General features: G+C 64.6%; 24 protein-coding genes. 7 read left to right on the top strand and 17 right to left on the bottom strand.

Annotated features, from left to right (window positions below; all coding sequences use genetic code 11):
* The 4 genes from LB577_RS06295 to LB577_RS06280 all read right to left on the bottom strand — a co-directional run.
* Nucleotides 1-841: branched-chain amino acid ABC transporter permease (locus tag LB577_RS06295; protein WP_224686014.1), on the bottom strand; the 841-nt coding region annotated here is incomplete at its 3' end.
* Entirely contained in the window at nucleotides 838-2,166 is a 1,329-nt protein-coding gene (locus LB577_RS06290; protein ID WP_013896890.1) for a metal-dependent hydrolase family protein, read from the bottom strand. The genes LB577_RS06295 and LB577_RS06290, both read right to left, overlap by 4 nt.
* A gap of 52 nt (nucleotides 2,167-2,218) precedes the next feature.
* Complete coding sequence (locus LB577_RS06285) at nucleotides 2,219-2,998, bottom strand: alpha/beta fold hydrolase (RefSeq protein WP_224686013.1); 780 nt, start codon at nucleotides 2,996-2,998, stop codon at nucleotides 2,219-2,221.
* The gene (locus tag LB577_RS06280; protein ID WP_224686012.1) at nucleotides 2,995-3,873 is read right to left on the bottom strand and encodes a fumarylacetoacetate hydrolase family protein; all 879 of its coding nucleotides are present in this window, start codon (nucleotides 3,871-3,873) and stop codon (nucleotides 2,995-2,997) included. Before LB577_RS06280 ends, LB577_RS06285 begins: the two co-directional genes overlap by 4 nt.
* A gap of 222 nt (nucleotides 3,874-4,095) precedes the next feature.
* On the opposite strand from LB577_RS06280, the gene LB577_RS06275 reads away from it, so the two are divergent.
* Nucleotides 4,096-4,767 (top strand): FadR/GntR family transcriptional regulator, encoded by a 672-nt coding sequence (locus LB577_RS06275; RefSeq protein ID WP_224686011.1) that lies wholly within the window; start codon nucleotides 4,096-4,098, stop codon nucleotides 4,765-4,767.
* Nucleotides 4,768-4,860: 93 nt separating this feature from the next.
* On the opposite strand, the gene pobA is transcribed toward LB577_RS06275, so the two are convergent.
* Genes pobA through pcaD form a run of 6 tightly spaced genes read right to left on the bottom strand, consistent with a single transcriptional unit; the run spans nucleotide 4,861 to nucleotide 9,673 of the window.
* Entirely contained in the window at nucleotides 4,861-6,033 is a 1,173-nt protein-coding gene (gene pobA / locus LB577_RS06270; protein WP_224686010.1) for a 4-hydroxybenzoate 3-monooxygenase, read from the bottom strand.
* Entirely contained in the window at nucleotides 6,033-7,085 is a 1,053-nt protein-coding gene (locus LB577_RS06265; protein WP_224686009.1) for a 3-carboxy-cis,cis-muconate cycloisomerase, read from the bottom strand. Before LB577_RS06265 ends, pobA begins: the two co-directional genes overlap by 1 nt.
* Before the next feature lie 19 nt (nucleotides 7,086-7,104).
* Nucleotides 7,105-7,719, bottom strand: a complete 615-nt coding sequence (pcaG, locus tag LB577_RS06260; RefSeq protein WP_224686008.1) for a protocatechuate 3,4-dioxygenase subunit alpha — start codon at nucleotides 7,717-7,719, stop codon at nucleotides 7,105-7,107.
* On the bottom strand, nucleotides 7,719-8,474 hold the full coding sequence (pcaH, locus tag LB577_RS06255; RefSeq protein ID WP_224686007.1) for a protocatechuate 3,4-dioxygenase subunit beta: 756 nt from the start codon (nucleotides 8,472-8,474) through the stop codon (nucleotides 7,719-7,721). Before pcaH ends, pcaG begins: the two co-directional genes overlap by 1 nt.
* Nucleotides 8,464-8,871 carry a 4-carboxymuconolactone decarboxylase gene (gene pcaC / locus LB577_RS06250; protein WP_023777076.1) on the bottom strand — a complete coding sequence of 136 codons (408 nt, stop codon included), beginning with the start codon at nucleotides 8,869-8,871 and terminating at the stop codon, nucleotides 8,464-8,466. Before pcaC ends, pcaH begins: the two co-directional genes overlap by 11 nt.
* Nucleotides 8,864-9,673 (bottom strand): 3-oxoadipate enol-lactonase, encoded by an 810-nt coding sequence (gene pcaD / locus LB577_RS06245; protein ID WP_224686006.1) that lies wholly within the window; start codon nucleotides 9,671-9,673, stop codon nucleotides 8,864-8,866. Before pcaD ends, pcaC begins: the two co-directional genes overlap by 8 nt.
* Before the next feature lie 92 nt (nucleotides 9,674-9,765).
* On the opposite strand from pcaD, the gene pcaQ reads away from it, so the two are divergent.
* Nucleotides 9,766-10,683 (top strand): pca operon transcription factor PcaQ, encoded by a 918-nt coding sequence (pcaQ, locus tag LB577_RS06240; RefSeq protein WP_224686005.1) that lies wholly within the window; start codon nucleotides 9,766-9,768, stop codon nucleotides 10,681-10,683.
* Between the two features lie 79 nt (nucleotides 10,684-10,762).
* Here the strand turns inward: pcaQ and LB577_RS06235 are convergent, their stop codons facing one another.
* From LB577_RS06235 to LB577_RS06205, 7 genes are all read right to left on the bottom strand, one after another.
* The gene (locus tag LB577_RS06235; RefSeq protein WP_224686004.1) at nucleotides 10,763-12,163 is read right to left on the bottom strand and encodes an FAD-binding oxidoreductase; all 1,401 of its coding nucleotides are present in this window, start codon (nucleotides 12,161-12,163) and stop codon (nucleotides 10,763-10,765) included.
* A 214-nt stretch (nucleotides 12,164-12,377) separates the two neighbouring features.
* The gene (locus LB577_RS06230; RefSeq protein ID WP_224686003.1) at nucleotides 12,378-13,637 is read right to left on the bottom strand and encodes an ABC transporter substrate-binding protein; all 1,260 of its coding nucleotides are present in this window, start codon (nucleotides 13,635-13,637) and stop codon (nucleotides 12,378-12,380) included.
* Between the two features lie 60 nt (nucleotides 13,638-13,697).
* Nucleotides 13,698-14,129 carry a DUF4440 domain-containing protein gene (locus LB577_RS06225; RefSeq protein WP_224686002.1) on the bottom strand — a complete coding sequence of 144 codons (432 nt, stop codon included), beginning with the start codon at nucleotides 14,127-14,129 and terminating at the stop codon, nucleotides 13,698-13,700.
* Nucleotides 14,126-15,181: an aldo/keto reductase gene (locus LB577_RS06220; protein WP_224686001.1), complete on the bottom strand. Its 1,056-nt coding sequence runs from the start codon at nucleotides 15,179-15,181 to the stop codon at nucleotides 14,126-14,128. The genes LB577_RS06225 and LB577_RS06220 overlap by 4 nt, the downstream gene beginning before the upstream one ends.
* Nucleotides 15,178-15,531, bottom strand: a complete 354-nt coding sequence (locus tag LB577_RS06215) for a TIGR04076 family protein (protein ID WP_224686000.1) — start codon at nucleotides 15,529-15,531, stop codon at nucleotides 15,178-15,180. Before LB577_RS06215 ends, LB577_RS06220 begins: the two co-directional genes overlap by 4 nt.
* A gap of 1 nt (nucleotide 15,532) precedes the next feature.
* Nucleotides 15,533-16,015, bottom strand: coding sequence for a DUF3830 family protein (locus tag LB577_RS06210; protein WP_224685999.1), 483 nt, complete (start codon nucleotides 16,013-16,015; stop codon nucleotides 15,533-15,535).
* Nucleotides 16,012-16,743, bottom strand: coding sequence for a GntR family transcriptional regulator (locus tag LB577_RS06205; protein ID WP_013896907.1), 732 nt, complete (start codon nucleotides 16,741-16,743; stop codon nucleotides 16,012-16,014). The genes LB577_RS06210 and LB577_RS06205 overlap by 4 nt, the downstream gene beginning before the upstream one ends.
* A 127-nt stretch (nucleotides 16,744-16,870) precedes the next feature.
* Between LB577_RS06205 and LB577_RS06200 the strand changes: the two genes are divergently transcribed.
* The 5 genes from LB577_RS06200 to LB577_RS06180 are packed head-to-tail and all read left to right on the top strand — an operon-like array spanning nucleotide 16,871 to nucleotide 21,594.
* The gene (locus LB577_RS06200; protein ID WP_224685998.1) at nucleotides 16,871-17,665 is read left to right on the top strand and encodes an ABC transporter ATP-binding protein; all 795 of its coding nucleotides are present in this window, start codon (nucleotides 16,871-16,873) and stop codon (nucleotides 17,663-17,665) included.
* Nucleotides 17,662-18,408 carry an ABC transporter ATP-binding protein gene (locus LB577_RS06195; protein WP_224685997.1) on the top strand — a complete coding sequence of 249 codons (747 nt, stop codon included), beginning with the start codon at nucleotides 17,662-17,664 and terminating at the stop codon, nucleotides 18,406-18,408. The genes LB577_RS06200 and LB577_RS06195 overlap by 4 nt, the downstream gene beginning before the upstream one ends.
* On the top strand, nucleotides 18,405-19,313 hold the full coding sequence (locus tag LB577_RS06190; protein ID WP_224685996.1) for a branched-chain amino acid ABC transporter permease: 909 nt from the start codon (nucleotides 18,405-18,407) through the stop codon (nucleotides 19,311-19,313). Before LB577_RS06195 ends, LB577_RS06190 begins: the two co-directional genes overlap by 4 nt.
* Nucleotides 19,310-20,293 (top strand): branched-chain amino acid ABC transporter permease, encoded by a 984-nt coding sequence (locus LB577_RS06185; RefSeq protein WP_224686024.1) that lies wholly within the window; start codon nucleotides 19,310-19,312, stop codon nucleotides 20,291-20,293. The genes LB577_RS06190 and LB577_RS06185 overlap by 4 nt, the downstream gene beginning before the upstream one ends.
* Nucleotides 20,290-21,594: an NAD(P)/FAD-dependent oxidoreductase gene (locus LB577_RS06180; protein WP_224685995.1), complete on the top strand. Its 1,305-nt coding sequence runs from the start codon at nucleotides 20,290-20,292 to the stop codon at nucleotides 21,592-21,594. Before LB577_RS06185 ends, LB577_RS06180 begins: the two co-directional genes overlap by 4 nt.
* Nucleotides 21,595-21,601 lie beyond the last annotated feature (7 nt).

Here is a 21,601-nt window from a genome sequence, read left to right as displayed (position 1 = left end):
CCCCCCCCCCCCCCCCCCCCCCGCGCCCCCCCCCCCCCCCCCCCCCCCCCAGGCCCGCGCCGACGGCAAAGACGATGGCGAACACCGCGTGCACGTTGACCCCGGATGCCTGCAGCATGGCGCGGTCGTCGACGCCGGCGCGGATCATCATGCCGACGCGGGTCTTGTGCAGCATCAGCCAGAGGCCGACGCCGATGACGATCGCCGCGGCCAGCACGACGACGCGGTAGAGCGGGTAGGTGAGGAAGACCGAGGCGCCGTTGGAGCGCACCGCGGTGATGACGGGCAAGGTCAAGGCACCGTCAAGCCATTCCGGCGTGGTGATCTGGTAAGTGCCGCCGGCCCACACAGCGAGCATCAAATCGGCGGCGACGATCGAAATGCCGATCGAGACCAGGGTTTGGCGCAGATCGTCGCCTTCGAGGCGACGGAAGACGAAGACCTGCATGACGACGCCGACAATTGCCAGCACGGCGAAACCGGCTGCCACGCCGAGCAGCCAATAGCCAGTGCGGTTGGTGACCTCATAGCCGATATAGGCGCCGAGCAGATAGAGCGAGCCATGCGCGAGATTGACGTTGCGCATCAGGCCGAAGATCAGCGTGAAGCCGCTGGCAACGAGGAAATAGAGGCCGGCCAGCGTGATGCCGTTGAGGATGGCGCTGACGAAAGCCTTCTTTGAGATCAGGATCGCGTTCAGCCAATCCGGCCAGACGGCAAAGACCAGCCACGCGATGACGGCGGCAGCAAGCAGACCGACGAGGCCCCAGGCCCGCTTGCGCGTCATGCCGCCGCTGCCGCTTGAGAGCGACGACGAAGTTGGCTGGTCGAGCAGGCTCATGCAGTTAGCCGCCGGCGCTGCTCGTTCATGCGCGGCGCCTTGTGGAACTTGCCATCCTTCATGATGGCGAGGATGCGGTTCTTGTCCTGCAGGATGCGCACATCCGAGATCGGGTCGCCATCGACCAGCAGGATGTCGGCGAGATAGCCTTCCTTGATCAGGCCGAGCTCGTCGCCCATGTTCATGATCTGACCGCCATATTTGGTGCCAGCCTGGATCGCTTCCATCGGCGAGAAGCCGAGCATTTCGACGAAGGTCTGGATGTCCTTGGCATTGGTGCCCTGCGGCGTCCAGGCAAAGCCGTAGTCGCCGCCGATGCAGACGCGGATGCCGCGCCGGTGCATCTTCTTCATCGTCTCGACGCACATTTCGAGCTCGCGCTCATATTCGAGCGACAGCGGCGAGCCTGGCTTGATGCCCCATTGCTCGGCATGGCGCGCGGTGTTGATCAGCCAGGCGATGCCGGGCGCGACGAAGTGCTTGTCCTTGACCGCCTCGAGCATGTCGAGCGCTTCCTCGTCGGCGAAGGAGGCGTGGTAGATGTTCTGGATGCCGTGGCGGACGCACTGCTTGACGGAGCCGGAGGAACGCGCATGCGCCGACAGCACCTTGTTGCGGCAGCGCGCCTCGGAAGCGGCCATCGCGACCTCCTCCTCCGACATCGGCGTCTCCTCGGCGCCCATGCCGGTGATGCTCTCGCCCGACAGATTGAGCTTGATGGAATCGACGCCGTATTTGATTAGCTGGCGCACGGTGCGGCGGATTTCCTCCGGACCGGAGACGACGAGGCCGAGATTCAGCCCCTCATGCGGAATGTGCGACGGCGCGGAATCGCCAAGGCCGCCGACCGTGGTGATCTCCGGCCCTGCCGCGAGATAGCGCGGTCCGGGGAAACGACCCTGATTGATGAATTTCTTGGCGACGACATCGAGGCGCGGCTTGGCGGCGGCGGCACCCCGGCCGGCGGTAAAGCCGGCGTCGAGCACCAGCTTGGCCATCTCCATAGTGACCAGCATGTGCTCCTCGACCTCCATCATCTGGATGGGATCGATGCCGGGCGCGTTGTTCCAGGACAGATGCAGATGCGCGTCGATCATACCCGGCATCAGGGTCGCGCCCATGCCGTCGATCACCGTAGCCCCACCACCATAGGATGAAGACGAAGGCGCGCCGAAGCGCGATGAGCCCTTGGTGATCTGCTTGATGCGGTTACCCTGCACCAGTACCTCGCCGGTGTAGGGATATTCACCTGTGGCGTCGAGCACGCGCACATTGGTGAAGAGCGTGCTGCCCGAGCCGTTTGCGTTCCAGCTGTCGTCTGCCATAACAAGCCTCCCAACTTGCCGAGCGCGTAGTTCTACGCCCGATCAGAAATCCTCACCTATCAACCCGTCTCAAAAAATCGGCGAGCTTCGAGCTGCTTTCGCGCGGGCTTTCCACCGTGGCCCAGTGCCCGCACCGATCAAGCGAGGAGAATATGGCCCCCTTGATCTTGTCGGCAAGCGCCTGCCCGACCCCGGGTGGATTGACGGTGTCGGCGTCGCCGGTGACAAGCAGCGTCGGCGCCGAAATCCTTCTCGCATCGACAGCGGTTGCCTTGGCCAGCGCCTCGCAGGTGCGGGCATAGGATTCGGGATCCTGACGGGTGATGGATTCCCGCACGAAGGCGACGGCGGCCGGCGAGGTTTCCCTGGTGTGCGCCGAAATCGCATTGGCGACGATCTGGTCGGCAATGTCGGCTATGCCGCCCGAGCGCGCCAACCGGGCCCGATTGCCGAGCCCTTGCCTGGTCGCCTCGGTCGGTTCCGCCAGGGCGCCGAACAGTGCCAGGGAGGCGACGAGTGAAGGCTGCGCTGCTGCAATCTGCTGGCAAACGATGGTGCCCATCGAATGGCCGACGAAATGCGCTGATGTGACCCCCATGCCGGCCATCGCGCGAATGACGGCCTCGCTCATGCCTTCAATGGTCAGCGGTTCGATCGGGCGCGGCGAACGGCCGGAACCCGGCAGGTCGAGCCGGATGACGCGATAGCCGGAAAGTGCCGCCATCTGCGGCTGGAACATGTTGGACGTGCCGCCGAGACCATGGATCATCACCACGGCAGTGCCTTCGCCCACGACTTCCGCAACGACCTGGCCAACCGTCACCGTCGTCATTGCACATGCTCCGCAAAGCGGTTTTCCAGCGTGCCGATGCCGTCGATCTCGATGCGCACGACGTCGCCGGCCTTGAGGTATCTCGGCGGATCGAAGCCAATGCCGACACCGACCGGCGTGCCGGTGGCGATGATGTCGCCGGGCCTCAGCGTGATGCCTTGCGACAGCGTGGCGATGATGGTCGGGATGTCGAAGATCAGCAGCGATATGCGAGAATCCTGGCGCAGGTCTTCGTTGACGAAACAACGGATGCCGGCGGTCGCCAGGTCGAGCTCGTCCCTGGTCACCGCCCATGGCCCCATCGGGCAGAATGTGTCCTGCGATTTGCCGATCAGCCACTGGCTGTACTTGCCCTGCAGGTCGCGCGCGGTGACGTCGTTGACGATGGTGTAGCCCCAGACGTGGTCGAGCGCGTTTTCCCTTGAGATGCCGCGCCCGCCCTTGCCGATGATGACGGCCAGCTCCGCCTCGTAGTCGATGGCCGTCGAGACCGACGGATCGATCAGCACGCTGGCATGGTTGGCAACGACCGATTCAGGCACTTTGGAAAAGATGATCGGATGCTTCGGGATGGCACCGGCGCCGGCGCTAGAATCGAAGCCGCTGCGGGCGAACTCATGCGCATGCTCGTGATAGTTCTTGCCGACGCAGAAGATGTTGCGGCGCGGCTGCGGGATCGGCGCCTCGATCTCGACCTGCGCCAACGGGATCGGCGACAGGGTGCGCGGCATGCCGGCGCCATTGCGCTCGATCAGGGCCAGGATGCCGGATCTGGCCTGATCGACGGAAATATCGAAAGGCGCGATTGTCTCAGCATCAAGATCGACAAGACCCACGCGACGTTCGCCGGCGATCGAAAAAGTCGCGACCCGCATTCCCATCCTCCCTGAACCAATACTGAGCCAATTCTTCGCTCTTTTGTTACACGCTATCGCCGATTGGTTTAGGCCGCAAGCGGAATCTAAGCTGGTCATGCCAAAAGGAATGCGGCTGTTGCGGCCGGCTCCGCTGGGATGCCGATGACGCGGCACGGTGGACGACAGCACCGGAAACTGCTAACGATGGTTCAATATTGGATCAGATAAAAGTTGCCAGGCATGCCAAAGCTCGTCGCCAACGATATCGCCACGGCGCTGAAGAAACGGATCTCTTCCGGCGAATGGATCGAGAATGGCCGCATGCCGCCGGAGCGCGATCTGGCGAGCGAATTCGGCGTCGCGCGCAACACGGTGCGGCGCGCGGTCTCCTTCCTCGAGGATGACGGCACGGTGGTGCGGCATGTCGGGCGCGGAACGTTCCTGACCACCACCAATCCGGCGTCGATGGCGGCAGTTGTCGGCCGGATGGAAGGCACCAGTCCCGCCGACATGATGGAGATCCGGCAATTGCTGGAACCGGCAGCGGCGGCGTTCGCCGCCACCAATGCCAGCGCCATGGAACTCAACGCGGTGCGCGAGGCGCACAAGATCGCTTCGGAATCGCAGGACATGCCGACCTTCGAGCACTGGGACGCGGAGTTTCACCACCGCATGTTCGCGTGCTCGCGCAACGACTTCCTCAAGGAGATCCACAATCTGATGCGCATCCTGCGCAATCAGGCGCCATGGTTCGAAATGAAGAAGCGTTCCTTTTCGGAGGAACGCCGCGGCATCTATTGCAGCGAGCACCAGACCGTTCTCGATGCGCTGCTGCGCCGCGATCCCGAGAGCGCCAGCCAGGCCATGCTGGCGCATCTGCGAACCGTCGAGCGCAATCTGCTCGGACGGTAGCAACCGGAAATCGGGAGGCGCAGATAGCTGCGCGGCTTTCCCGGTAAAGCCGCATAGCGTTTTCCCTTGGGAATTGCGTCGAAGAAATAGCCTTCAATAGGGAAGGCCGACATAGTTCTCGGCCAGCGCCGTCGACGCCGCCCGCGAATGGACGAGATAGTCGAGCTCGGCCTCCTGGATGCGCTGGCCGAAGTCGCCGGTGTCGGGAAAACGATGCAGCATGGTCGTCATCCACCAGGAAAAGCGCACCGCCTTCCAGACCCGCGCCAGCGCCTTTTGCGAATAGGCGTCAATTCCTGCGGTTGATTTCTCGGCGTAGAAATCGCGCAGGCCGGCAAAGAGATAGCGCACGTCGCTGGCGGCGAGGTTGAGGCCCTTGGCGCCGGTCGGCGGCACGATGTGGGCGGCATCGCCGACCAGGAACAGCCGGCCGAAACGCATTGGCTCCGCAACGAAGGAACGCAGCGGCGCGATCGACTTCTCGAAGGATGGCCCGGTGACGACGCTCGCCGCCGTCCGTTCCGGCAAACGGCGGCGCAATTCGTCCCAGAAACGGTCATCCGACCACGCCTCGACACGATCGCCCTCGGGGCACTGCACATAGTAGCGGCTGCGGTGCGTCGAGCGCATTGAGCACAGCGCAAACCCTCTCTCGTGATTGGCGTAGACCAGTTCATGATCGGCCGGCGGCACTTCGGCCAGCACGCCGAGCCAGCCGAACGGATAGTGCCGCTCGAAGGTTTTGAGCGCGCTTTCGGGCACCGATTTGCGGCTGATGCCATGATAACCGTCGCAGCCGGCGATGAAGTCGCAATCGATGCGATGGCTGACGCCGTCCCTCACATAAGTGACGAAAGGTGCGGCGCCATCGAAATCGTGCGGCGCGACGTCAGCGGCCTCATAGACAGTGACGAGCCCGGCCGCCTCGCGTTTGTCCATCAGATCATGCGTCACTTCGGTCTGACCATAGACCGTGACATTCTTGCCGCCGGTTAGCCCCGAAAGGTCAATGCGGTGCAGGCGCCCGTCGAAAGCCAGCGAAATGCCTGAGTGCGACAGGCCTTCGGCATGCAAGCGCGTGGCTGCGCCCGCTTCTTCGAGCAATTCGACCGTGCCTTGTTCGAGAACCCCTGCCCGCACGCGGCCGAGGACATGCTCACGGCTGGATCGCTCAAGGATGATCGTCTCGACGCCGATGCCGGCCAGAAGCTGCCCGAGCAGCAGGCCGGAGGGTCCCGAGCCGACGATCATGACCTGGGTGCGCATTAGTGCCCGAGGCTTTCGACCTGTGCGGCCAGTTCGGCGGCAAGGCGCAGCGACGCCGCGGTTGCGACAGCCATCTGCGGCAGCAGCAGCCACTCCAGCGTCCAGGCAGCGCCTGAGCGCTCCTGCTCGTGCACCAGGGCCTGATGCATGCCGGAAAGCTGCGTGGCGTTGAAGCGGGCGAGCGCCACCAGCGCTTCGGCCTTCACCGGGTTCTGCTTGTGGGGCATGGCCGACGAGCCACCACCGCCGGAAAGCGCGATATCGGTCCCCCCTTGCGCCATCAGCGCAATATCCTGGCCGAACTTGCCGAGGCTGCCGGTCACCAGCGACAGCCAGCCGGCAAAGTCGGCGAGCGCGTCGCGCTGGCTGTGCCATTGCGGCGCGTCCGCAAGACCGAGTTTCGCGGCCAGTGCCGCGCGTACCGCCGCCCCTTTGTCACCAAGCTTTTCCAGCGTGCCGGCGGCGCCGCCGAACTGCACCACCAGCAAGCGCCTGGACTGTTCCGACAATCGCTCCTGATGCCGCTGCAGCGGCGCCCGCCACGCCGTCACGCGATGCTGCACCTGAATGGGGATCGCCGGCTGCATGCGCGTCATGCCGGTCAGCGACCTGCCCTCGAAGCGCTCCTCGAGCGATGTGAAGCGTATGACGGTCTCGGTCAGAAGCAGGCCGAGGTGCTCGACGACGGATTTCAGCCGAAGCATCAGGCCGGTATCGATCACATCCTGGCTGGTGGCGCCGAAATGCACTTTGTCGCCATGCGGTTCGCCGACCGCGGCCCTGATCTGGCGCACAAGTTCCGGCACGATGACGCCGTCCTTGGCGACGCTGGCCCGCAGCAAGGCGGTATCCGGCCGAAACGAGCCGAGCGCAGCCACGATTGCTGCCGACGCATCGCTGGTGATGATCCCGTTTTCCGCCTCCGCTTCGGCCAAGGCTCGCTCAAATTCAAGCATTGCGTCGATTTCCGCGTCGACGGAAAAGTGCCGGCTCGCCTCCTCGTCGCCGAGAAGGGCGGAAAGCAAGGGATGATCGAAGGGCGATACGGTCATGTCCTGCTGCTCCTGACCATCAGCTGTCGAAGAAGACCGTTTCCTTCTCCCCCTGGAGATGGACGTCGAATACGTAGGTGTCGCCCTGGCGCTCGGCGATCAGCGTCGGCACGCGAATGCGGTGCTCGATGCGCGCCAGGATCGGATCCTCAGCATTGGCCTTTTCCTCATCGGAAAAATAGAGCCGCGTGTGCAGGCCGAGATTGATGCCGCGCGCGACGATCCAGAGCGTGATGTGTGGCGCCATCAGGCGGCCATCGCCGAACGGCACGCGTCCCGGCTTGACCGTCTCGAAGGCGCACAGGCCGGTGTCCATGTCGGTCGGACAACGGCCCCAGCCCTGGGAATTCGGATCCGCGGCACCGCGTATCTCGGCCGGCGAATTGTAGAGCCCGTCGGCATCCGCCTGCCAGATCTCGATCAGCGCGTCCTTGAGCGGCGTGCCGGTGCCGTCGAGCACCCGGATCTTGAGACCGATGCGCTCGCCCCTGGTCTTGTCGTTGACCATGGTCGCACCGAGGTCGGTCGGATAGACACCGCCGATACCGCAGAAATTGGGCGTCAGTCCGATGTGGACGTAAGGTCCCGCGGTCTGCGAAGGGCTTTCCCTGAGCCGGTCGAGCGACTGGGCCATCAATTGCCCTCCAGCCGGTTTTCGAACAGCGAGGAACGCCGCCCACGCAGCACGATGTCGAACTTGTAGGCGCGCGCGTCGAAGGGGACCGTCGCCTGCATGTCGAGCGCGGCGATCAGCGTTTCGATGGCGGCCTTGTCGGGAATGCCGCGCGCGATCGGGCAGTGCCAGATCAGCGGATCGCCCTCGAAATACATCTGCGTGATCAGCCGCTGCGCGAAACCGTGGCCGAAGATCGAGAAATGGATGTGCGAGGGCCGCCAGTCGTTCGGGCCGTTCGGCCAGGGATAGGGGCCAGGCTTGACGGTGCGAAAGGCGTAGCCGCCATCATCGCCCGATATGGTGCGGCCGCAACCGCCGAAATTCGGGTCGAGCGGGGCCAGATAGCCGTCTTTCTTGTGGCGATAGCGGCCGCCGGCATTGGCCTGCCAGAATTCGAGCAGTGCGCCCGGCACGCCGACGCCGCGCTCGTCCAGCACCCGCCCATAGACGATGATGCGCTCGCCGATCGCGCTCTCGCCGGGCCTGGCGAAATTGTGGATCAGGTCGGCGTCGAGTTCGCCCAGCATGGCTTGACCGAATACAGGGCCCGATAGTTCCGACAGCGTGTTGTCAAAAGCAAGCAGCGCCTTCTGCGGCGAGCGCAACACAGAAGTCTTGTAGTTCGGCGTCAGCGGCGGCGGATGCCATGTCCGGTCGCGCTGGAAAAAGGCGCCGGTCTCGGGCCTCCGGCTCGATCGGGATTCAACGGGCATTGTCGGCTCCGTCCATTTCCGAAAACACGTCCTTGGCGATCTTGAAGGCACGGTTGGCGGCCGGCACGCCGGCATAGATGGCGACATGCAGGAATGCTTCGCAGATATCCTCGCGCGTGGCACCGGTGTTGGCGGTGGCGCGCACATGCATGGCGACCTCCTCATCATGGCCGAGTGCCGCCAGCAGCGCCAGCGTGACGATCGAGCGTTCGCGCTTGCTGAAGCCCGGCCGCGCCCACACCGTTCCCCAGGCCGCTTCGGTGATCAGCTCCTGGAAGGGTTGGTCGAAATCGGTGGCGGCGATCTCCGCGCGGTCGACATGCCGGTCGCCGAGCACGGAGCGGCGCACCGCAAGACCGGTGCGATACCGGGCGGCGTTGCCGGGGACTTCATCCATGGGTCTCTGCTCCAGGGGCAAGCGATGCGATAAAACCGCGGATCAGCGCGACCAGCGCCTCTGGTTGCTCGACGCAAGGAATATGTCCGGCATCGCGGATGATCTCGAAGCGCGCGCCGGGGATCAGAGCGGCCAGCGAGCGGACAAGATCGGGGGGCGTCGAGCCATCCTGGTCGCCGGCGATGCAAAGGGTGGGGACCTCGATGCGGGCCGCCGCGTCGGTGAAATCCGCGTCTCGAACCGCCTTGCAGGTCCCTATGTAACCGGCCAGAGTCTGCCGGGTCATCATGTTCCAATAGCCATCCAGCTCGGCCCCCCGCTTCGTGTGGAAAGTGGGAGTGAACCAGACTTTCAGCACGCCATCGGCAATGGCCTGGATGCCCTTGCTTTCGACCGTCGCGATGCGTGTGTTCCAGCTCTCCGCCGTGCCGATCTTGTGCGCCGTGTCGCACAGGATCATGGCCTCGACGATCTCGGGGCGCCTGGCATAGAGCCCTTGCGCGACCATGCCGCCGACCGACAGGCCGCACAGCACGACCTTCTCCAGCCCGAAATGGTCGATGAGCGCCGAGAGGTCATCGACATGATCGTCGATCGAGCTGATATCGCCGATGTCGGACAGTCCGTGGCCGCGCTTGTCATAGACCAGCAAGGGCATTTCCCCATCAAGCGCCGCGACGACATCGTCCCAGATGCGGAAGTCGGTGCCGAGCGAATTGATGAACACAATCGGAGGCGCCTTGCCGCTTGCCTCGACATATCGGTGCTGCAGCGTGATGCCGCCGATGGTGACGAATGGCACGATTTCGATCCTCCATCCCTACATTGCACAAGGCATTTGGTTCGGTAAAATGATATTTTGTGCCGTTTCATTAACTCAGGGGTTATCAGACCATGTCCGAAAGCCGCATCCGGTTTCGTCATCTGCAGGCGTTTCTGGAGGTCGCGCGACAGGGAAGCGTGGCTCGTGCCGCCGACTTCCTGCATGTCAGCGCGCCGGCGGTGACCAAGACCCTGCGCGAATTGGAAGACGCGCTCGGTGTCGCCGTTGTCGAGCGTGACGGGCGCGGCATCCGGGTCACGAGGCTTGGCGAGATCTTCCTCGGCCATGCCGGCTCGGCGATCACCGCGCTGAAGCGCGGTGTAGATTCCGTTCGCCAGGACGGTGCCATCAATCGCCATCCGATCCGTATCGGCGCGCTGCCGACGGTGTCGGCGAAGGTCATGCCGCAAGCGATGAGCCTGTTCCTGAGGGAAAAAACCGGCGCCGCGATCAAGATCGTCACCGGCGAGAACGCCGTGCTGCTGGAGCAACTGCGCACCGGCGCGCTCGACCTCGTCGTCGGACGGCTGGCCGCACCCGAGAACATGACCGGCTTCTTCTTCGAGCACCTCTACTCCGAGCCAGTGCTGTTCGTGGTGCGGGCCGGACATCCGCTGCTGGAGCCTGGGGCGGACATCTTCGCCCGCCTCGACGAATTCCCGGTGCTGATGCCGACGCGGGAATCCGTCATCCGTCCCTTCGTCGATCGCCTGTTCATCACCAACGGCATGACCGCACCGGCCACCGAGATCGAAACCGTCTCGGATTCCTTCGGCCGCTCCTTCATGCGCCAGAGCAATGCGGTGTGGATCATTTCGGCCGGCGTGGTGGCCAATGAGATCGCCAGCGGCGCCTTCGTCGCCTTGCCGGTAAACACCGAGGAGACCAGGGGGCCCGTCGGGCTGACGATGCGCACAGATACTGCCCCCTCGCCCGCCTTCATCATCCTGCTGCAGACCATTCGCGAAGCGGCAAGGCAAGGCAACTGAGGTGCTGGACCGTTCAAACAAGCCCGCCAGCCGGCTGGGGTTCTGATCGGGCGGAGGCCCGTCGAGGCCGGCGTCGCGCTCAGGGCAAGCCTGCCGGATCGAGATCGAAGATACGTCCTCGGTTGAGGATGTTCATCGGGTCGAGCGCTGCCTTCAGCCGCCGCATCGTGGCGATTTCGGCGTCGCTGCGCACCAGATGCAGCCACTGTTTCTTGTCGAGGCCAATGCCGTGCTCGGCCGAAACGCCGCCGCCTGCCGCCGCCACGCCGCGATAGACAATGCCGTACGCGGCCGCCGGATCCGCGGTCATGACCTGATAGTGCAGATTGCCGTCGCCGAGATGGCCGAAGACATAGACCTCGGCGCCGGGGTCGACGGCATGGATGGCGGCGTCCGCTTCCTGTAGGAACGCGCTCATGCGCGCCAGCGGAATGCTGATATCGACGCCGATCAGGCCCTTCATCGAGAACAGGACGCGGTTGACGTCCTCCCGCACATCCCACAGCGCCCGGAATTCGCGCGGCGACTGCGACACCACCGCATCGTCGATCACGCCATCCTCGACCGCCTGCATCAGAACCGCGGCGAAGCGCTCGCCGTCGCGCTCGGGCTCGCTGCCCTGGATCTCGGCCAGCACATAGACCGGAGAGCCCGCCGGCAGCGGCGCCGGCATCGCCATGCTGGCGACCATGACATCATAGAGCGGCGCGAAGTTGACCTCATAGGCGGACAGCAGCGGGCCGAGCTTTCGCCGCAGCAGACCAAGCAAGGCGATCGCTGCATCAAGCGAGGAGAGCGCGCAGAAGCCGTTCACCTCGGACGCCGGCTTCGGATGCAACCTGAGCGCGGCGCGGGTGATGACGCCGAGCGTCCCTTCCGAGCCGATGAAGAGCTGGCCGAGGTCGTAGCCGGAATTGTCCTTGGGCAGGCCTTTCAGCGAGGTGAGCACGCTACCGTCGGCAAGCACGGCCTCCAGCCCCAGCACCTGCGCCCGGTACATGCCATAACGCAGCACGCGGATGCCGCCGGCATTGGTGGCGATGTTGCCGCCGACCGTGGCCGAACCGCGTGCGCCGATATCGACGCCGAACATCAGCCCCGCGCCGTCTGCCGCCTCTTGCCCCGCCTGCAGCGTCGCGCCCGCTTCGGCAACGATGCTGGCGGCCTGCCGGTCCGGATCGGCAAGGCTGGTCATTCGCTCCAGCGACAGCACGACCTCGCCCGGCTGCACGCGTGTGCCGCCGGCCAGCCCGGTGCGTCCACCCTGGATCACAACCGGCTGGGAGAGCTCATTGCACACGGCAAGAGCTGCCGCGACAGCTTCGGTGCCGCGCGGACGCAGCACCAGCTCGGGCAGCGCGCCGAGCTTGCCGTCGGGATCGTCGCGATAACGCTGGTCGACATCGGAGCCGGCGAGGATGCCGCCCGCGCCCAGCCGAGCGCCAAGAGCGGACAGAAGTCGTTCCGTTTCGGGCGCCATCGGGCCTAGCTGCCTGCGTGGCGAAGCGCGTCGTCCGCATGAACCAACCGGATGGCCCGATGAGTATCCTTGTCCAGCACGCTCGCCATCCTTCAATTGCGGCCCGCCGATCCTATTCGCGATCGTGTGCCGTGCAAGTGGTATCGGGCCCGCCCCAGGCGATGCTGGCATCGATCACGACAAGACGCGATCGATGCCGGAGCACTGTATCAGCTTACTGAAGCTTGGCCTGCAGGGCGTTGACGTCGTCAGTGGTCATCTCGCCATCGGTGGTCACCTTGCCGTCGACGATTTTCCACAGCCGGAACGGGCCGGTGATGTCGCCATATTTGTCGAAGGCGACCGGACCGATGACGCCTTCATAGCGGATCGACTTGCCGTCCTTGATCAGGCCGAGCGCCTTGGCGAACTCGTCTTTGCCGGCGAAGATCGGCGCGCCGGCAGGGTCGACAGCCTTGTACATCGCGTCCTTGATCTTGGCCGGATCCTCGGAACCGGCAATGGCGATGGCCAACCCGACGATGGCGCCGGCGTCATAGGAACGGTCGGCCGCCGGGTTCGACGGTTCGATGCCGGAGAACTCCTTGTAGTTCTTCATGAAGTAGTCGGTCGAGGCGGTCGGGCTGGTGCCCGACGAAGTGCCGTAGGCTTCTTTCAGATAATCGGCGCCAACGGATTCTATGAAGTCCGGGCTGTTCATGCCGTCATTGAGCAGGAATTTCTGGACGCCGCCCTGCGAAATCCAGGTGCGGGCAACCGTCGCGCCATCGACCGGCGTGCTGACAAGATAGAGGCCGTCAGGCTCGCCGGCCATCGCAGCCGTGACTTCCGAGGCATAGCTCGACTGCTTCTCGTTGTAGGGCGTGTCGGTGACGATGGTGCCGCCGAGCGCTTTGTAGGCGCGGGAGAATTCGGCCACCATGTTGACACCGAAATCGTTGTTGACGTGGATGATCGACAGCTTCTTGAAGCCCTTGTCGATGGCGTATTTGGCTGCGGCGACGCCTTGCAGCGCATCCGAGGTGATGGTGCGGAAAAAGATGCCGTTGGTCTTGCCGTCGCGGCCGAGCGCCGTCAGCGTCGGCGAGGACGAAGCCGGCGAGACCTGGACGATCTTGGCCGGCGCGGTGACCGAGGTCAGTATCGGGATCGACACCGAGGAGATGATGCCGCCGATGATGACCGGCACCTTCTTGACCTGAACCAGCTGTGTGGCGGCATCGACGGCGATGTTGCCCTGGCTCTGGCTGTCGCGCGTGTCGGTCGCCAGATCGCAGCCGCTCACGCCGCCGGCGGCATTGATGTCACGGAAGGCCATCTCGACCGACTTGGCGCCGGCCTGGCCGTATTCGCCGGCCGGGCCGGTCAGCTCCATGACGAGGCCGACGGTGATCTTGCAGTCCGCGGCCTGTGCCGCGCCCGCCATTGTTACGAGGGCAAGTGCCGTGGTGAGTTGGAGTGTCGTGTTTCTCATTGTTGTTCCCCTTGAGTTACTTGTTAAGTTACTTGGCTGTCTTTGATCTCTGGAGCCTGTTCAGCTTTCCGGCACCTGCAGCCAGGTTTCATGCAGATGTCGCCATTCGACGCCGTTGGGCGCCGATGAACTGATGGTGAAGAGGGCACTGGACTGGCGACGGCTGTGCTTGCCCGCGCGCAGCTGCGCCTCGACATAGAAGACGACGATCGTGTCCGCGTCCTGCCAGCCGGGCCGGATGTCCTCGATCGAGATGGCAAAGCCGTCGTCGCAAATGGCGCGGCTGGAGCGGACATGATCGACGACCGCGGCGCGATCGAGCACCTTGCCATCCGGCGTGACCATGCTGAGGCCGTCGCCCATGACGCGTTCGAAGCGGGCGAAGTCGACCGTGTCGGCGCGGGCGGCGACGAACCAGTCGACGAAAAAGCGATGCAAATCGATCACCTCGGCGCTGGCCCTGGAAAACAGCGTCTGGTTGATTGTGCTCATGCCCGGCCTGCATTGAGATTGTAGTGCATGATCGAGCCGTGGCGACCGTGGCGGTCGCGCTCCAGCGTGTAGACATCGCCCTCGATGCCAGGGCTTTGCGCGATGATGGCAGCGATCCGCGCCCGATCCTCGGCGTCAAGCGCGACATCCATGATTTTGGCATTGGCCAGCGCATGCGCCTGGTTGCGGGCTCCGACAATCACGGCCGCCACTTGCGGCTGCTGCAGCACCCAGGCGCTGGCGATGGTGGCGATGTCGACGCCGTGACGATCGCCGACGGCTTTCAGCGCCGCAAGCAACTGCTGAAACAGGTCCCAGCCGCCAAAGTCGTCGATGATCAGCTTGTATTTGACCAGGGATCGGTTTTCGAGCGGCGTGGCTGGCTCGGCGGCACCAAGCCATTTGTCGCTGAGGAAGCCGCCGGCCACCGAACCATAGCAGAGGAAGCTGACGCCGTTCTTCGCGGCGAGGCCAGCGAGGCTGTTCGCAGGCCGCTGGTCGAGAACCGAATATTGCAGTTGCTGGCTGACCAGCGGGATGCCGGCGGCGAGGATTTCGGCCAGCCGCGGCGTATCGAAATTGGTGATGCCGAGATTGCGCACCTTGCCTTCGCGCCGGAGCTCGTCGAGCCAGCCCATCGCCTCGACATAGCGAGGCTGCGCATAGTCCCACCAGTGGAACTGAACGAGATCGAGCCGTTCGGTCTTCAGCCGCCGCAGCGACTGGTCGACTATGCCCCTGATGTAGTCGCGGCTGATGCCGGCCAGCCGCTCGAGGTCGGGCACCAGCTTGGTGTGCACCTTCATTCGCGCCGCAACGTCCAGTCCGCGCTCGCTGGCCAGCCGCAGGCGCGCGGCGCCGATCAGTTCCTCGACACCGGTGTAGATGTCGGCGCAATCATAGGTCCAGATGCCGGCATCAAAGGTGGCGATCAGGTCGGCAATTGCTTGGCTGCGGTCGATGGCGCCGTGCCCGCCGGCCAACTGCCAGCCGCCGCGGATGACGCGCGAAATGGTGTAGCCGGGTCCGAGTTCGAAGGTCTTGGCAGTCATGTCGGGTCATTCTCCTTCGGCAGCGGCACGGCCGTGGTTGCGGCATGACTGAACCGCCGCTTGGCCAGCCTGACGATCCGCAGCCGGCTGGCGCAATTGGGATCGGGACAGGCGATCTCGGCATCCGATGTCATCCAGTCGTTGGCATGGGTCGGGCGCTGCTTTGCCGCCAGCAGAGGCAGCACGGCGGCGAGTGAATAGATCGAAAAACCCTGCCCCGCGGGCATCGACAACATCTCGCCCTTGAGCTCGAAATAATCGCCGGCCTTGGCGCCGCAATAGATCGGCTTGCCCTTGGGGACGACCGCTTCGACGCGCAGATCGAAAAGCTCGAAACTGTCGTCTGCCATGTCAGGCCTCCACCAGGCTGAAGGTGACGTCGCAGGCGCCATTGCGCCGGATGACGCCACAGGCGGCGGCGAAGTGTTCCCGCTCCTCGACTCGCACCTGCGCCACCACACTGCCGGCGAGCCAGCCGATCGGGAACAGCAGGCGCGCCCCCGGACCGTAGTAGAGACCGATGTCGAAGATCGCATTGGGATTGCCGCCCCACATGCGTGGCGGCACGTAGGACAGCACGATGTCGCCCGGCTGTGGCGTCAGCGTCGCGTTCTCGGGCGGCAAGGGTCTGGCATAGGACTGGCCATCGAGATCGGCTGATGGAACCGGACAAGAAATCTCAGGCCCCGTCCACATGGCATGGATGCCGGGGACGACGCGTGGTGCGGCGAGATACGCCATGAGAAAAGCAGCGTTTTCCGGCGCCTTTTCAGGCAGCAGCAGCGCCGTCACGGCAAGCTTCGAGCGTGGCTCGGTGATCCTGATGGAAGTCATGTCTGGTCTTTCCCGGCGGTTTGCAATTTGCTGCGCAGGAAGGTGAAGGGCCTGCTGATGTCAGCGACCAGCGATTCGCGCGCTGCCTGTGCATCCTGCGTGGCCAGGGCCGTGACGATGCGGCGGTGATACTGGGCGGTGTCGACCTCGCCGGCTTCCGAGAAGGCATAGATGGCGACACGGATGCATGGCCCCGACTGCAGCCACAGGCTCTCGATCATCGGGATCAGCACCGCCGAGCCGCAGCAGCGATAGATCTCGAAATGGAAGCTCTGGTTGAGCGTCACCTCGCGATCGACATCCTTCTTGTGTTTCAGTGCCCGCATCTCGTCCCATTCGGCCAGAATGGTCTCGATGGCGGCGATCTGGCGCGGACCCATGCGGGCGGCCGCGAGCGCGATTGCCTCGCCCTCGATCAGGATGCGGGCGCGCAACAGATCATCGATGCGCTCCAGCGTGATTGGCGGCACGCGCACCGAACGGTTGGGCAATGCCTCCAGCGCCTTTTCCGTGATCAGCCTCCCGAGCGCCTCGCGCACCGGCATGGTCGAGGTGACCAGCGCATCGGCCAGTCCGCGTATGGTCAGCACCTGGCTCGGCTCGAACAGGCCGCCGATCAGGGCGCGACGCAGCTCCGAATAGACGCGATCCTGCACGGTTTCGCGACCGACCGGCGCAAGCTGGGCAGCGATCGCCTCGTTGTTCTTTTCGATGGCAGCCTTTTGCATGGAATTCCGATCTTGGCCGGTTTTCGGCTTGCGGACGAAATTAAAGCCGAATAGCGTGATCAACGCAAGTGTGATCACAAATCAACAATCAGGAGACGGCAAAGATCGTCTTCGGCCAGAGGGTTCGATGAGCGAGGCAGCGGAACGGCAAGAGTACCGTGCACCGGTTCTGATGGCAAAGAATGTCGTCAGACGGTTCGGCGGCCTCGTCGCCGTCAACGATGTCTCGTTCGATGTCAAAGCGGGCGAAATCCTCGGCCTGATCGGCCCGAACGGCGCCGGCAAGACGACGATGTTCGATCTGCTCGCCGGCAGCCTATTGCCGACCAGCGGCGACATCCTTCTCAACGGCGCCCGCGTCTCGGGCGAAGCGGCGCATCTGCGCATCGGACGAGGCCTTGGCCGCACCTTCCAGATCCCGCGCCCACTGCCCAATCTGACGCTGATCGAAAACATCATGCTGGCGGCCCAGGGCCAGGCCGGCGAGAAGCTGCTCGCCAATTTCGTCACTCCCTGGCGGGTAGCGGCGCAGGAACGAGCGGCCAGGACCAAGGCGCTCGAACTTCTGGAACTCGTCACCCTCACCCACCTCGCGCGGGAGCCGGCGCGCGTGCTTTCCGGCGGCCAGCGCAAGCTGCTCGAACTTGCCCGCGTCATGATGGCCGACCCGGCGATCATCCTGCTCGACGAGCCGGCGGCCGGCGTCAATGCTACGCTGCTCGAAGTCATCATCGACCGCATCCGCGACATCAACAAGCGCGGCATCACCTTCCTCTTGATCGAACACAACATCGACATGGTGACGCGGCTCTGCCACCGCGTCCTGGTCATGGCGAGCGGCCAGTTGCTCAGCGAAGGCACGGCGGAAGAGGTCGCTCGCGACCCGCGCGTCATCGAGGCCTATCTCGGGGGCACGGCATGAGCGAAGCGGTCCTCGATGTCCGTAATCTCGAAGCCGGTTATGAACCAGGCGTGCCGATCGTGCGCGGCGCCTCGATCACCGTCGGCAAGGGCGAGATCGTTGTCGTGCTCGGCCCCAACGGCGCCGGCAAATCGAGCTTCATCAAGGCGATCGCCGGCCTCGTGCCGATCACCGGCGGCTCGGTTTTCCTGGACGGCAAGGACATCACCGCGGCACCCGCCCACACAATGGTGCGGCTTGGCCTAGCCTTCGTGCCGCAGACGGAAAACATCTTTCCGCTAATGTCGGTCGAGGACAATCTCAAGGTCGCCTGCGGCATTCTCGAAAGGCGCGAAATCCCTGCCCGCATCGAGGAAATGTATGCAGCCTTTCCCGACCTCGTCCGCCAGCGCCGCACGGCAGCCGGCAATCTGTCGGGCGGGCAGCGGCAGATGCTTGCCGTGGCACGGGCGCTAATCGTCCACCCCAAGGTGCTGGTGCTCGACGAGCCGTCGGCCGGCCTGTCGCCGAAATTCGTCTCCATGGTGTTCGAGATGCTGGCCGGCATCCGCAAATCCGGTGTCACCATCCTCTTGGTCGAACAGAATGCCAAGGCAGCGCTGGCCATCGGCGACCGTGCCTATGTGCTGGTCGAAGGCAAGGACCGGCACGAGGGTGTCGCCTCCGATCTGTGGAACGATCCGGTGGTGGCCGAACTCTATCTCGGCCAGCGTCCGCTCAAATCCGGAGGAGGCGCGGCATGAGTCTGCAATTTGTCGTCGACGGATTGCTGACCGGTTCGATGATCGGCCTGGGCGCCATCGGCGTGACGCTGACCTATTCGATCCTGCGCTTCTCGAACTTCGCCCATGGCGACTTCATGGCCTGGGGCACCTATGCGACGCTGGCCGTGGTCAGCGCCATCGGCGCGATGTTCGGCAAGGTGGCGCCGATCGCGCCGCTGTCGTTCGGCTGGCCGCTGATCGTCGCGCTGATTGTCGGCATGGCATTCACCGCGCTGTTGGCGCTGCTGCTCGACAAGGTGCTGTTCGCGCGGCTGCGCTCGCAAGGCCAGGCGATCATCGTGGTGATGGCAAGCTTCGGCGCCTCGATGGCGCTTAGAAGCTTGCTCGAATTCACTTTCACCTCGCGGCCGACCTATTTCAGCCGGGCGATCCAGATCGCCATGCCGGTCGGCTTCGGCATTCGCATCACGCCCGACCAGATCGCGCTGCTGTTGCTGACGGCAGTGCTCGTGCTCGGCGTGCATCTGTTGATGACGCGCACGCAGACCGGCCGCGTCATGCAGGCGCTGAGCCAGAACGCAGCACTGGCCCGCATTGTCGGCATCGACGTTGCCAGCGTGGTGCGCGTCACCTGGATCATCGGCGGGGCACTGGCCTGCGTCGCCGGCGTGATGATCGGCATTCTCGTGCAGATCCGCCCCTTCATGGGCTTCGACATGCTGCTGCCGATGTTTGCAGCCGCAATTCTCGGCGGCATCGGCAGCATCCCGGGCGCGGTGCTCGGCGGGCTGATCATCGGGCTCGCCGAAGCCGGCGCGGTGCAGCTGGTCGGCGCGGAATGGCGCGCCGCGGTCTCCTTCGTCATCCTGATGGCGGTGCTGTTCGTACGACCGATCGGCCTTTTCGGTGTGAGGGAACGCTGATGGACCTCGTCGGCTACGGCGCTTTCTTCCTGACCACCGCGCTGATCTTTTCGCTGGTCACGCTGGGGCTCAACCTGCAGTGGGGGCTGACCGGCCTGTTCAATGTCGGTCTCGCCGGCTTCGTCGCCATCGGCGCCTACACATCGGCACTGCTGACCACGCCGGACGATGCCGCGCGGCTGGGTGGCTTCGGCCTGCCGATCCTGGTTGGCTGGGCGGGTGCCATGGTCGTCGGCGGCATTGCCGCGGCGCTGACCGGCATGGCCACACTGCGCCTTCGATCGGATTATCTCGCCATCACCACATTCGGCGTCGCCGTGGTCGTGCAACTGGTCGCGCTCAATGCACAGAAGCTGACCGGCGGTCCGTTCGGCATCGGCTTCATCCCGCGCCCTTTCGGCAGCCTTGCCGAAACACCGCTGCTGTTCAACCTGTCGAACCTTGCCGTGGTCGCGGCAGTGACGCTGATTGCCTATCTCGCCCTGGAGCACCTGTCGCGCAGTCCGTGGGGACGCGTGCTGAAGGCGCTGCGCGAGGACGAGCGAGCGGCGATTTCGCTCGGCAAGAGCGCGCGCTTCTATCGTGTCCAGGCCTTTGCCGTCGGCGGCGCCATCATGGCGCTGGCCGGCGCGCTTCAGGCGCATTTCACCGGGTTCATCGCACCGGACAATTACCTGCCGATCCTGACCTTCCAGGTCTGGGTGATGCTGATCGTCGGCGGCTCCGGCAGCAATCTCGGCGCGGTGATCGGCAGCATCCTGGTGTGGGGGATTTGGGCTGGATCCGGCACGCTCACCAGCGTGCTGTTCCCGCCAGAGCAGCAGGCGCGCGCGGCCTCGCTGCAGATCGCCGCCATCGGCGTCATGCTCTGCGTGATCTTGCTGAACCGGCCGAACGGATTGCTTGGCGACAGGCCACGGCGGCCGCGCTTCGGCAAGCGAGCGAAAGCGGCCGCGGCCAAGAGCAGTTCAGGGTCATGAACGCGATGGCCCGGCAGGAGGCGCAAGGCGTTTCGCTCTGGCAGGCCGTCAGCCGAAACCATCGCCAGCGGCCGGCGCTGCAAGGCGAGCTCGTTGTCGACCTCGCCATTGTCGGCGGCGGTTTCTCGGGTCTTTCAACCGCGCTGCACGCGACCGGGAAAGGGCTCTCGGTCGCCATTCTCGAAGCCGAATTCATCGCCTGGGGCGCGACCGGCAGGAATGCCGGCTTCGTCGTGCCGAACTTCGCCAAGATGGATCCGGAAACCATCCTTGCTCATCTTGGCCCCGAGCGAGGCAAGAGACTGATCAATTTTGCCGCCGGCAGCGCCGATCTGGTGTTTGGCCTGATCAGGCAACATGGCATCGATTGCGAGGCCGTGCAGAGCGGCTGGATCCAGCCGGCGCATTCGCCCGCGGCGCTGGAAAAGGTCAAGTCCCGCGCCGAACAATGGGCGCGGCGCGGCAGGCCCGCGGTTACCTTGGACCGGCAAGATGTCGAGGCGCTGACCGGTGTGCGCGGCTATCTCGGTGGCTGGATGGATCGTTCGGGTGGCGTGCTCAACCCTGTCGCCTATGCGCGCGGCCTGGCCGATGCGGCGGAGAAGTCCGGGGCGAGGATTTTCGAACGAACACCGGTCACCTCGATCGATCGCGTGGCCGATGGCTGGACGCTGAAAACGCCGTCGGGATCGGTGCGCGCCGGCAAGGTGCTGATCGCGACCAATGCCTATGGTGCGTCGCTCAATCCGCTGCTGCAGCGAACCTATTTTCCGCTGAAGGTTTTCCAGATCGCGACTGGACCCCTGCCGCGCGAAATCCGCACATTTCTGCTGCCGGGAGGACAGGGCGTCGGCGACACCAGGCGCAATCTCTTCACCTTTCGCTTCGACGCCGACAACCGGCTGATCAGCGGCGGCATGCACATCTTGAGCGCCGGCGCCGACACGCGCGTGCCGCAGACAATCTGGCGGCGGCTCGCCAGGCATCTCGACCTGCCGCACCTGCCGCCGCTTGCCTATAGCTGGTCGGGAATGGCCGCGGTCGAACCGGATTTCCTGCCGCATCTCCTGGACCTTGGACCGGGCCTGATCGCCGGCCGCGCCTGCAACGGGCGCGGCATTGCCATGACGACGGCTATGGGCAAGGTGCTGGCCGACTGGGCCGTCGGCGCCGATGCGCGTGACCTACCGCTGCCGTTCGCGCTGCCGGCACCGATCCCGTTCCATGCCGTGCTGCGGCACGCGCCCAACATGCTTCTCGGCTGGAGCATGCTGCGCGACCGGATGGACGAGAGGGGATAGGTCGTCG

The sequence above is a fragment of the Mesorhizobium sp. B283B1A genome, from assembly GCF_020165735.1.
Classification (GTDB): Bacteria; Pseudomonadota; Alphaproteobacteria; order Rhizobiales; family Rhizobiaceae; genus Mesorhizobium; species Mesorhizobium opportunistum.
Note: the sequence above shows the minus strand (reverse complement) of the source record. Positions and strands in the feature narration are given on the sequence as shown.